Source organism: Microcoleus sp. D2_18a_D3 (assembly GCF_036702455.1).
Classification (GTDB): Bacteria; Cyanobacteriota; Cyanobacteriia; order Cyanobacteriales; family Microcoleaceae; genus Microcoleus.
On sequence record NZ_JAUBTK010000030.1, the window covers coordinates 45,983 to 58,629 of the forward strand.

At 48.8% G+C, this 12,647-nt stretch carries 6 protein-coding genes; 5 read left to right on the forward strand and 1 reads right to left on the reverse strand.

Features of this window, described 5'->3' with window-relative positions:
• The first annotated feature begins 172 nt into the window (after positions 1-172).
• The 4 genes from QUB06_RS15925 to QUB06_RS15940 all read left to right on the forward strand — a co-directional run bounded on the left by QUB06_RS15925 (position 173) and on the right by QUB06_RS15940 (position 10,998).
• A complete protein-coding gene (locus QUB06_RS15925) occupies positions 173-8,431 on the forward strand; it encodes a PAS domain S-box protein (RefSeq protein WP_333436086.1) in 8,259 nt (2,752 codons plus the stop codon).
• A 9-nt stretch (positions 8,432-8,440) separates the two neighbouring features.
• Positions 8,441-9,517 (forward strand): hybrid sensor histidine kinase/response regulator, encoded by a 1,077-nt coding sequence (locus QUB06_RS15930; protein ID WP_333436087.1) that lies wholly within the window; start codon positions 8,441-8,443, stop codon positions 9,515-9,517.
• Positions 9,518-9,578: 61 nt separating this feature from the next.
• Complete coding sequence (locus QUB06_RS15935; RefSeq protein WP_333436088.1) at positions 9,579-10,712, forward strand: hybrid sensor histidine kinase/response regulator; 1,134 nt, start codon at positions 9,579-9,581, stop codon at positions 10,710-10,712.
• A gap of 133 nt (positions 10,713-10,845) precedes the next feature.
• Complete coding sequence (locus QUB06_RS15940; RefSeq protein WP_333436089.1) at positions 10,846-10,998, forward strand: hypothetical protein; 153 nt, start codon at positions 10,846-10,848, stop codon at positions 10,996-10,998.
• Here the strand turns inward: QUB06_RS15940 and QUB06_RS15945 are convergent.
• Positions 10,995-11,279 (reverse strand): hypothetical protein, encoded by a 285-nt coding sequence (locus QUB06_RS15945; protein WP_333436090.1) that lies wholly within the window; start codon positions 11,277-11,279, stop codon positions 10,995-10,997. The genes QUB06_RS15940 and QUB06_RS15945 overlap by 4 nt on opposite strands.
• A 166-nt stretch (positions 11,280-11,445) precedes the next feature.
• Between QUB06_RS15945 and QUB06_RS15950 the strand changes: the two genes are divergently transcribed.
• Complete coding sequence (locus tag QUB06_RS15950) at positions 11,446-12,642, forward strand: RNA-guided endonuclease TnpB family protein (protein WP_333436091.1); 1,197 nt, start codon at positions 11,446-11,448, stop codon at positions 12,640-12,642.
• Positions 12,643-12,647 lie beyond the last annotated feature (5 nt).

The window sequence follows — 12,647 nt, forward strand, 5'->3', positions numbered from 1 at the left end:
CCTAACTCATTTCATGCAAAAGCGAACTGTAAGTAAATATAATATTTAGAGAATGTCGTGCAGCGATAGTAACTCTTCTCGTTACTATCGCTGACCCCAGGCTACGCTATCAGCTCATGTTTTTAAGGCGAAGAGTTTAAAAAAATAATCAGCAATAAAACCCTATAAACTCATGTTCATGCGTACTACGGCTCTCACTCCAATAGAACTCAGGACTGCGATCGTCCCGGAACCATTGGTGGTTTCGCCCGATACGACGGTGATGGATGCGATCGCCCAAATGAGCGGCGTGCGATCGCTCTGCAACACCCCTAGAACGGCCGACGGTCAACTCGACGACCTCCACCTAGAGGCGCGATCGAGCTGCGTGTTGGTAGTGGAAAACGAGCAATTGGTCGGCGTACTGACCGAGCGAGACGTGGTGCGGCTGAGTGCTGGGCAGCGTTCCTTGGAGACTTTGGCGCTCCGGGAGGTGATGACATATCCAGTCGTCACCCTCCGCGAGTCCGCCTTCACCGATTTATTTTTGGCGATTAACCTGCTCCAGCAGCACCAGATTCGCCATTTGCCCATCCTGGACGAACTCGATCGCCTAGTGGGCCTAGTGACTCACGAAAGTCTGCGCCAAACCTCTCGACCGATCGACCTGCTGCGGTTGCGTATGGTAGCAGAAGTGATGACCCGCGAAGTGATTTGTGCTGCGCCAGATTCTTCCCTACTGGCGATCGCCCAACTTATGGCAGAGCATCGCGTCAGTTCCGTGATGATTGTACACCCAGGCGGAATCTCTACTGAACCGCTACAAATTCCAGTGGGGATTCTCACCGAGCGGGATATTGTGCAATTTCAGACATTGGGTTTGAACCTGGAAACCTGTCTGGCTGAAGCGGTGATGAGTACACCGATTTTTAAGGTCAAGCCAGACGAGTCGCTCTGGACTGTGCAAGAGATCGTGGAGCAGCGATCGATCCGTCGGTTGGCGGTGACAGGGGAGCTAGGAGAACTATTAGGCATCGTCACCCAGACCAGTTTGCTGCAAGCCCTCAACCCGCTGGAGCTATACAAGCTGGCCCAGAAGTGGGAAGAGAAAGTGGTGCGCCTAGAGGCGGAAAAAGTGGCGCTGCTGGCAAATCGCAACCTTGAGCTCGAGCAGCAGGTGGAAGCTCGGACAGCCGCCCTCAAAGCAAAGGCAGATCGAGAGCAACTTCTCAATACCATTGCCGAGCAGATCCGCTCGTCCCTGAATTTGTCAGATATTCTGCATACTACGGTGCAGGAAATTCACTCGCTTCTGGGGTGCGATCGCGTCATCATTTACCAGTTTCGACCTGACTTTAGCGGCACGGTGATTGCGGAAGCGATTACTGACACGGCGCGATCGGTGCTCCATAGGGAAGCCCGCGATCCTTGCATGAACCCCGAATGGCTTGAACCCTATCGCCAGGGCAGAATTCGCGTCATCAACGACATCTACGGCGAAGCAATGACCCAGTGCCATCAGGAAATGTTAGTGGGGTTTGATATTCGCGCCAAGCTGATGGTGCCGATCGTGATTGAGGAACAACTGCGCGGATTAATGATCGCCAGTTATCGAGCCAGTGCACACTCTTGGACGACTGACGAGATCGAACTCCTGCGACAAGTTTCTCTACAGGTGGCGATCGCCCTTGGGCAAGCCACGATCCAGCAAAAATTGCAGAATGAACTGGTAAAGCGACAGCGCATCGAAGCCACCCTGATCGAGAGCGAACAACGCTACGCCGCCCTTGCCGCTGCTGCTCCGGTGGGGATTTTTCGCACCGATGCCGAGGGGCTATGCACCTATGTCAACGATCGCTGCTTTCAGCTCAGCGGACTCAGACCACGAGCCACTATCGCACAGGGATGGCAACAAGGAGTGCACCCCGACGATCGCGATTGGGTCATTGCCGAATGGAAGCAATTTATCCAAGGAAACCGCTCTTTTGAACTCGAATATCGCTTTCAACGTCCCGACGGTACGGTAACGTGGGTTTATGGGCAGTGCGTCGCCGAACTCGATGCCAATGGACATCGGATCGGCTATATAGGCACCATTACCGACATTAGCGATCGCAAACGAACTGAAGTCCGCCTGCAAGAAAGCGAAGAACGCTACGTCAGCCTAGTGGAAGCCGTACCAGTGGGGATTTTCCGCGCTGATGCTGCGGGCAAGTGCATCTATGTTAACGATTGGTGGTGTCTGATCAGCGGACTCACCCCAAGAACCGCCATCGGGGAAGGATGGCAACAAGGGCTACACCCCGACGATCGCGATTGGGTCATCGCCGAATGGGAGCAATCTATCCAAGAAAAGGGCTCTTTCCAACTCGAATATCGCTTTCAACATCCCGACGGTCTTGTGACTTGGGTATATGGGCAGTCCGTTCCCGAACTGGATGCAAACGGGCAAGTAGTCGGGTATGTAGGAACTACTACAGACATTAGCGATCGCAAACAAGCCGAACAACAACTCCAGGAACTCAACCAACAGCTAGAAACCAAAGTCGCAGAACGCACCCAAGAGCTTTGGCAAGTCAACAGCCTGCAACGCGCCATCCTCAATGGTACTGATTACTCCATCATCTCCACTGACCCAACTGGCATCATCCAGACCTTTAATGCTGGAGCCGAAAAGATGCTGGGTTACAGTGCTCGAGAAATCATCGGCAAAGCCTCCCCCGCACTCTTCCACGATGCAAATGAGGTAATTGACCGGGCAGCATCACTATCTGCCGAACTAGGGCAAAATATTCCCCCCGGCTTTGAGGTTCTTGTTGCCAAAGCACGCCAAGGTATTGTCAGCGAAGAAGAGTGGAGCTATATCCGCAAAGATGGTTGTCGATTTCCTATGTCGCTATCCGTCACCGCCCTCAAGGATGTCAATCAGCAAATTATCGGCTTTTTAGGCATCGCCAAAGATATTAGCGATCGCAAACGTGCAGAAGTGGAACTAAAGAAAGTATCGGATCGCCTCGCTTTGTCTCTCAAATCAGGGGCGATCGGCTGTTGGGACTTCGATATTGCACAGAACACCGTCTTTTGGGATGAGCGGATGTACGAACTGTACGGTGTCACAAAACAATCTGATTCCCCTCAGCCTTACGATATTTGGGCAAACCGGCTACATCCCGAAGACCGCACCGCCACCGAAACATTGCTCCAGCAAGCCGTCTTAGGACAGGCAGAATTTAATACCGAGTTTCGAGTGTTGCATCCCGATGGCAGCCTCCACTTTATTAAAACCTTTGGTATGATCCTGCGAGATGCCCAAGGCAATCCCCAGAGCATGATTGGGGTCAACTTGGATATTAGCAGACGCAAGCAGGCTGAACTCCAACGACAGCAGTTAATTCAAGAATTATCAGCCTTTAAACAGGCCTTGGATCAGTCTGCCATTGTGGTCATCACCGATCGCGAAGGGGTGATATCCTACGTCAACGATCGCTTCTGTGTAGTCTCTGGCTACTCCCGCGATGAACTGCTCGGACAAACCCATCGCATTATCAACTCTGGCTATCATCCCCCTGCTTTCTTCCAAGACTTGTGGCGCACCATTAACAGCAGTCAGATTTGGCGCGGTGAAATTTGCAATCGGGCAAAAAACGGTAGGCTGTACTGGGTTGCCACCACCATCGTCCCCTTTGTGGACGAACAAGGGCGACCTTTTCAGTATCTAGCCATTCGCTTCGACATTACCGATCGCAAGTTGGCCGAAGCAACGCTTCAGCAGGAAAATACTTTCCGTCAACAAATTGTAGAAAACATGGCAGAAGGGCTGTGCGTTTTCCATCAAGTTGAGGAGTTTCCCTTTGTCCGCTTCACAGTCTGGAATCAGCAAATGCAAGTGATTACGGGTTACACCTTAGAAGAAATTAACCGTCTGGGGTGGTATCAAACCTGGTACCCGAATCTAGAAGATCCAGAACAGGCGATCGTCAACTGTAGACAGATGGAGCCGATCGCTGTGGAAAAGGAAATCCAGCGTCAAGATGGACAGCGGCGCACTATTTCCATTTCCATCTCTGTCCTATCGGGTGATGATGGACATCTCTATTCGCTGGCTTTGATCCAAGACATTACCGATCGCCAACAGACAGAGCGAGAAAATCGCCTGTTGAAAGAACGCCTCGAATTTCTTCTGGCATCCAGTCCCGCGATGATCTATAGCTGTAAGCCCTATCGCGACTATGACTCAACCTTCATCAGCAAAAATATCGAAACTATTTTGGGCTACAAGCCAGAAGAAGTTGTATCGACCCCCAGCTTCTGGACTAACCATCTTCACCCAGAAGATGCCCCTAGAGTTTTGGCAGATCTATCGGCTCTCTTTGAGTACGACACTCATCAGCATGAATATCGATTTTTGCATCGCGATGGTTACTACGTTTGGATACGGGATGGAATGCGCCTGGTGCGAGATGAACAAGGTCGCCCAACCGAGATTGTTGGCTATTTTGCCGATATTAGCGATGTCAAACAAACCGAAGAAACCCTAAAAATACAACGGGCGGCAATTGAGGCGGCGATCGAGGGCATTGCGATTCTCCAAGCAGATACCTACCTCTATTTGAATCAAGCCCATCTAGAATTGTTGGGCTACGAACGCCCTGAAGAATTGTTGGGCAAATCTTGGAAACTTTTGTATTCCCAACAGGAGTTAGAACGGTTTGAGCGGGAAGTCCTTCCGGTGCTGAGGCGCGATCGCGCTTGGGAGGGAGAGGCGATCGCCCTCCGCAAAGATGGCTCTACCTTTGCCCAAGAGCTATCCCTGACCCTCACAGACGATGGATTATTGATTTGTGTATGCCGGGATATCAGCGATCGCAAACAGATCGAAGCCGAATTAGCAGAGAGTGAAGCTAAATTCCGGCGGCTGGTAGAAGGCGCTAAGGATTTGATCTGGTCATGTGAACCCGATGGCATACTCACTTATGTGTCACCGCAATTCAAGACGATGTTTGGCTGGGAGGAGGGTGCATGGATTGGTAAGTCGTTTATATCTCTGGTGCATCCACACGATCGCTCTTTGGTGGTTACTGGTTATCGGGAGAATATCAAATTTGGTAAAAAGTCAAGTGATTATGAGTTCCGACACCGCCACCGAGATGGCAATTATCTCTGGGTGAGAAGCAGCGCCACACCCGTTATAAATGCTGAAGGGGATTTGATTAGCATCCAGGGAATTTTATCGGATATCAGCGATCGCAAACAAGCTGAACTCGCCAGGGAAAGCAGTGAAATGCGCTTCCGCCGGGTGTTTGATTCCAGTGTGAGCGGCATGATGTTTGCCGATTTTCAGGGGAACATTATCGATGCCAACGATCGCTTCTTACACATGGTTGGCTACACTAGGGAGGAACTAAATGCTGGGATGATTCATTGGGATGTCATGACCCCCCCCGAATATCTCCCCGCTGATGTTTTAGCGATGGAGCGCCTGATACAGGATGGCGAGATCGAGTCCTTGGAAAAGGAATACTACCGTAAGGATGGCAGCCGGATTTCTGTCCTGCTCGGAGCCGCACTTCTTCCAGGCTCGGAGGATCAAACTATTTGTGTATTAGTAGACATCAGCGATCGCAAACAGGCCCAGAAGGCCTTGCAGGAATCTCAGCAGTTTCTGCAAACGGTACTTGATACTATCCCGCTCGCCGTGTTTTGGAAGAATCGAGAGTCTGTTTTTTTAGGATGCAATCAGCAGTTTGCCAAAACTCTAGGCTTGCCATCTACGACCGAAAGTATAGGTAAAAGAGATTTAGATATTTGCGAGGAAGAAGCCGAGGCGAATGAGTATTGTGCGATGGATCGGCGGTTAATGGAAACGGGTGAATCTATATTAGGCATCGAAGAAACGCTAACCCTACCGAATGGTAAACCACTATTTATCGAAACCCACAAGGCTCCCCTGCGAGACTGCTCAGGTAATATTATTGGTCTGGTAGGCACGTTTCAGGATATCACCGATCGCAAAGAAGCCGAACTGAGATTGCAACAACAAGCAAAACAGGAACGTTTGCTGGGAGCGATTACTAAACGGATGCGATCGTCTCTGAATCTGGACGAGATTCTCAATAGCACTGTTGAGGAAATCCATCAGCTCTTGCAATCAGACAGAACGCTGGTTTATCGGGTTTTTCCTGAAGGGACGGGGGCTGCCATTGCTGAATCTGTTTCGCCAAATAGGCTTAAGCTCCTAGATATTCTATTCCCAGAAGAGGTTTTCCCCCAAGAGATCTACGATCGCTATATCCAAGGAAGAGTTTATGCCCTCAACGATAGCGAAGATGAAAACGAGTCAATCATACCTTGCTTAGTCGAATTTCTAGCAGACATCCAGGTCAGAGCCAAACTCGTAGTTCCAATTATTCAGAATCAAGCCCTCTGGGGGTTGCTGATTGTTCATCAATGCGATCGCCCGCGCCAATGGCAAGACGGGGAAATCAATTTACTTAAACAAATTGCTAACCAATTAGCGATCGCAATTCAGCAATCTTACCTCTACGAACAGGTACAATCAGAACTGGCTATCCGCAAGCAAACAGAAAAGGCGATCGCTTTACAACTGGAACGGCAGCGAACTTTGGGAGCGATCGCCCAGCAAATTCGCGAATCGTTGGATATTAACCAAATTTTGGCGACTGTGACACAGCAAGTCAAAGAAATCTTGCAAGGCGATCGAATCATCGTAATCCGGCTATTTGGCAATGGCAGAAGTCAAATAGTTGAAGAATCTGTGTTGACCGAGTTTTCCCCGCTCAAAAACCTCCACTGGGACGACCAACTCTGGTCTCAAGAAATCCTCAACCACTATTATCAGGGCAAGCCCCGTATCGTCGCCGATACAATGACCGATATGGGGATTAATTGCTTGGTGGAATACGCAAGCGTTGGTCAAGTCCAGTCCAAAATCGTTGCACCTATCCTGCAAGAAGTCCGAAGCAGCGAAAGCCATAGATGGGTTGCCCCTGGGCAAACCAATAAGCTCTGGGGGGTTTTAGCTGTCCATGCTTGCCGAGAAAAGCGAGTCTGGCAAGAGTCGGAAGCGCAACTCCTGCAACAAATTGCTAACCAGTTGGCGATCGCGGTTCAACAAGCTAGCCTATTTGAGCAGTTGCAGCAAGAACTCACCGAACGGCAACAAGCCCAGCAGCAACTCACCGAGCGCAACGAACAACTGGCAGTCTCTAACCAAGAACTGGCCCGTGCTACCCGCCTCAAAGACGAATTCCTCGCCAACATGAGCCACGAACTCCGCACTCCCCTCAACGCCATCCTGGGCATGAGTGAGGGGCTACAAGAGCAAGTCTTTGGCATCATGAACGAACAACAAATCAAAGCTTTACAAACCATCGATCGCAGTAGCTCTCACTTGCTAGAGTTAATCAACGACATTTTGGATGTCGCCAAAATTGAATCGGGTCAAATGGAACTCGATTGCACCCCAGTTTCAATCAATCATCTCTGTCAGTCCAGTCTGGCATTTATCAAACAACAAGCCCAGCAAAAACGCATCCAGCTAGAGATTAAAGTCCCACTCAATCTGGCCGACTTATTTATTGATGAACGGCGGATGCGCCAAGTCTTGATTAACCTGCTCAACAACGCGGTAAAATTCACTCCTAACGGAGGACGCATCACCGTAGAAGTTAGTGGTCAACAGCGCCGGGCCGACCCAGATTCTGCCGATTCCCCACCCCATTTTTTGGTCAAAGAGACTCTGCGAATTGCCGTCATCGATACAGGTATTGGTATTGCGCCAGAACATATCAACAAACTGTTTCAGCCATTTATCCAAATCGATGGCGCGCTGAATCGTCAATATACAGGCACTGGCTTGGGGCTTGCCTTGGTGAAACGCATTGTCGAACTCCACGGCGGCCAGGTGTTGCTCACCAGCACTGTGGGTGTAGGAAGTTGCTTCGCGATCGAATTCGAGGGCAGGCACGGGGGCACTGCCCCTACTGGTGCGCCATCCTCTGTTGCCCTGGAACCCCAGACAGAGCCCCGCATCGAACCCAGCCAGCCCGAACAGCAGGGAGGCTCTCCCTTAATCTTGCTCGCCGAAGACAACGAAGCCAATATCAGTACGGTTTCGAGCTACCTGAGAGCTAAAGGCTATCGCATTCTCTTGGCGAAGAATGGAGAAGAGGCGATCGCCCTGGCAAAGTCTGAAAACCCCAATCTAATTTTGATGGACATTCAAATGCCTGGTATGGATGGTCTAGAAGCTATGCAGCAGATCCGCCGCGATCCAAACTTAGTTGATCTGCCGATCATTGCCCTAACTGCCTTAGCCATGACTGGCGATCGCGATCGTTGTCTTGCCGCCGGAGCCAATGATTACCTCACCAAACCCGTTAAGCTGAAGCAATTGGCAAGCACTATTCAACAACTTTTAGCTTCTCACTAAAGATAACCCGTGAACAGACCATCCGTTTTAATCATTGACGACGATCCCAATAATTTTGATGTAATTGAAACCCTCTTAAGCGAGCAAGACTATCAATTGCATTACGCTGACAGCGGGCAAGAAGCGATCGCCTCGCTCGACATATTTGATCCGGATCTTATTTTGCTGGATGTGATGATGCCAGGAATAGATGGCATCGAAGTTTGTCGGCAAATCAAAGCCATGCCAAAATGGCAAGCCGTTCCCATCATTATGGTGACAGCATTAAACTCAAAATCAGACCTGGCCCAGTGTCTCACAGCCGGCGCTGACGACTTCATTAGTAAACCTGTAAATGCTATTGAACTGCGTGCCAGAGTTCACTCCATGCTGCGAATTAAGCACCAGTATGACGACCTGCAAAGCTTACTAAAATTGCGGGAAGATATGGTTAAAATGGTAGTCCACGATTTACGCAATCCCCTGGCTGGTATCTTGCTTGGCTTGGAACTCCTAAAAAGCGTAGAGTATTCTAGAGAAAAACAACAAAGGCAACTGGATCGACTTTACTCGTCAGCACAAGCAATACAGGTATTAATTGATGATTTATTGCAAATGGCTTTACTCGAATCCGGTAAAACTCGTCTCAATTACACAGAGGTTTATCTGTGCGAGCTGATAGAGTCTGCCATATCAAACTTTGAAGCGCTCGCTGCTAAAAAAAATCAGTCGCTGGTCGCTCAATTACCAGAAGAAACCAGTAGGAAAGTCTCGGTTGATGCCACCATGATACATCGAGCGCTGGATAATCTCCTCTCGAATGCCATTAAGTTTTCCCCAGCCAATAGTCAAATCATAGTGACTGTAGAATTCCTCACATCTGGCACTGCCAAAATCCAGGTTATAGACTCTGGACCAGGTGTCCCTGATACATTGCGGCACAAGATTTTTGAGAAATACGAGATTGGAAATCTGATGTCGGAGATATCTCAAATAGGGTTGGGTTTAGCTTTCTGCAAAATGGTCGTTGAGGCACATGGGGGCGAAATTGGTGTCAGAAGCAATCAACCAAAAGGTGCCATTTTTGAAATAACTTTGGCAGCCTAGCTCATGGCTATCAGATCAACTCATAAAACAAAAATTTTACATTATTAAAAGCGTGGCAATTATGTCTCAATTCTCTCTCTTAATTGTTGATGATGAGCCGGATAACTTTGATGTGATTGAAATCCTGTTATCAGAGCAGGATTATCAATTGCATTATGCTGCCAGCGGGCAAGAAGCGATCGCATCCCTCGACATATTTGATCCGGCTCTTATTTTGCTGGATGTGATGATGCCGGGAATAGACGGCATCGAGATTTGTCGGCAAATCAAAGCCATGTCAAAATGGCAAGCCGTTCCCATCATTATGGTGACAGCATTAAGCTCAAAATCAGACCTTGCCTATTGTCTAACTGCCGGAGCCGACGACTTCATCGGTAAACCTGTAAATCCTATTGAACTGCGTGCTCGCGTGCATTCAATGCTCAGAATCAAGCAACAGTATGATAATATCCAGAACTTATACCACATCCAAGAAAATACCATCAGTGTCTTGGAAAGCACCCTCAATGAGCTGCGTGGCAACTTAGCTTCTACTCTATCCCACGAACTGAATACGCCCCTCAATGGCATCTTAGGCACGATCGGGTGGCTCAAGGACGAGCTCGAAGACATGGATATGACCCAAATTCGTGAGCTCTTAGGCTGGGCACATGAGGCTGCCCGTCGCCTAGAAAAATTAACGAATAAATTCCTGATTTATTTAGGATTAGAACTATCGGCAAGCCAACAACACAAGATGGAATCTGCCCGGACTGAATTTTCAGCTTCCGCCATTGAAACCGAGTTGAAATACCAGGCTCAGAAGGTCGACCGTAGCAACGATCTGTTGTTCTCTCTTGAGGAAGCGGAGATCGCTCTATCAGAGCGATCTCTATCAACTATTCTCCATGAATTAATTGATAATGCACTGAAATTCTCCTCACCAGAGACAACCATTAAAGTTAGTAGTCAAGTCGTAGGGGAGATGCTGCATTTATCTGTACATGACTCCGGGCATGGCCTGACAGAAGAGCAAATTGCTAAAATTGGTGCCTTCATGCAGTTTGAACGCAAGAGGTATGAGCAACAGGGCACCGGTATCGGCTTAAAAATTGTCCAGAAAATTGTCGAACTGGCAGGAGGAGAGTTCTCAATGACCAGTATCTATAAAAAGGAAACTACGGTACATATTACTCTGCCGATTGTCCGCAATTAGCAATCGATTCCGGTTGCACTCCTTATCATTGTTGACGGTTGACTGTTGACTGTTGACTGTTGACTGTTGACTGTTGACTGTTGACTGTTGACTGTTGACTGTTGACTGTTGACTGTGAGTCAAAAAAATGAAAATGGCGCGAATTATTTGTTGGCAGCTTGATTCGACTTTACGCCCGACGATGAAGCGCGGAATTGATATGAGAAGGAATAAATTTGCTTTGCCTGGGAATGGCAACACATCAAAAAAGATGAACGAGCAGGACAAATATTTGACTCGGAATTAGAGCTTGCTTCTGCGGTAATTCATGGGGTATAAGGTAAAGAAAAAACCGTACACAACCTTACACAACCTATTAAATTTAACTCTAAAATTGCAGCAAGAGCGCGATCGCACTTTATCTGCACCCGCTACCACTAAAACCCCGCAACTCCCGCCCGCAGTGCGACAGAATCGGGATTTGCGGGTTCGCGCAGTACGATCCTCTTCGTTGGCGTAGCCCCCGTAGGGGCGGGCAACGCTAACGCGCGCTTCGCCATTTGAGATTTGAGATTTGAGATTTGCCATGACTGATGACTATCGGCGTAATGTAAAAATCAACTAGAACAGCAGGAGTCCCGCACTCTACCTGAAAGGTGAGTGTCGGGAGGAATGCGCGGCAAATTGAGGGGTTCGATACCCCGAAAGCTGCCAATACGCTACAATAACAACAGCAAAACTTCACTTTTTGAAAATGTCCCAAGTTCTTACAGTCTCTTGCAAATTGGAAGTATCGCAGCAGCAGGTTGAAAAGCTGAATGCGGTACTGACTGCCTTTGCAAAATGCTGTGAGTACGTGAACACCCATACACCCGAAAAGCTGACGAATCAGATTGCTGTTCAGTCCTTGATTTACAAGGAAGCGCGATCGCATTCTGGGCTGTCTGCTCAAATGACGATTCACGCAATTCGTAGAGTTTGCGCTAATCGCAAAACGGCAAAGCAAAAGGGTAAGCCCGTTAAGAAGTTTGCCCCCACTTCTGCCACTTACGACGCGAGAACTTTCACCTTCGGCGAATCGGATTGGTTGGTCAGCTTGACCATGCTGAAGGGCAGAGAAAAGTTTAAGCTGCACATTGGTAATTACCAAAAACACTTGCTGCAAGGACAAGACCCCAAAACGGCAACTTTGGTAAAGCGCAACGATGGTAGCTTTTATCTGAACATTCAGCTTGAGTCTGAGCCACCAGAGAAACAAAAGACTGATGATGTCTTGGGTGTAGATTTGGGACGCACAGACATTGCTTGTACATCTGCTGGAGAGAAATTCAGTGGCAAACAGGTAACACAAGCCAGAGACAGATATAGCCGTGTACGGGCTTCGTTACAGCGTCAAGCGTCCAAAGGCACAAGGTCTACTCGTAGAAGGGCGAGACAGATTTTGCAACGGTTGAGTGGACGAGAACGGAGATTCCAGACATGGCTGAACCATACCATCAGCTATCGACTGATCCAGCAAGCCAAGACATCAAATCAGGCTATTACCCTGGAAGACTTGACCGGAATCAGAGAGCGTACCAATGAACTGCCACGGTCTAAAACAGAACGGAGACGCAGCAATAGTTGGGCGTTCTACCAGTTGCGCCAATTCCTGACCTATAAAGGCGTGAAATTTGGCGTTGATGTAAGACTGGTAGATCCGCGCTATACCTCCAAAACTTGTCACTGTTGCAAGGTGATTGGCAATCGCCAAGGTAAGCGGTTTGAGTGCCTGAATGAGCGATGCGGATGGATTGGCGATGCCGATGTGAATGGAGCAAGAAATATTGCTACTTTGGGGCAGATCGTAAACCTGCCCGGAGGTTCCGAGATAATGTCCTGCAAAGAGCAGGAAGTTGTCTTGAGGGCTACTGAAAGCCCGCACTCTATGCAAAGCATGAGTGTCGGGTAGTTTAC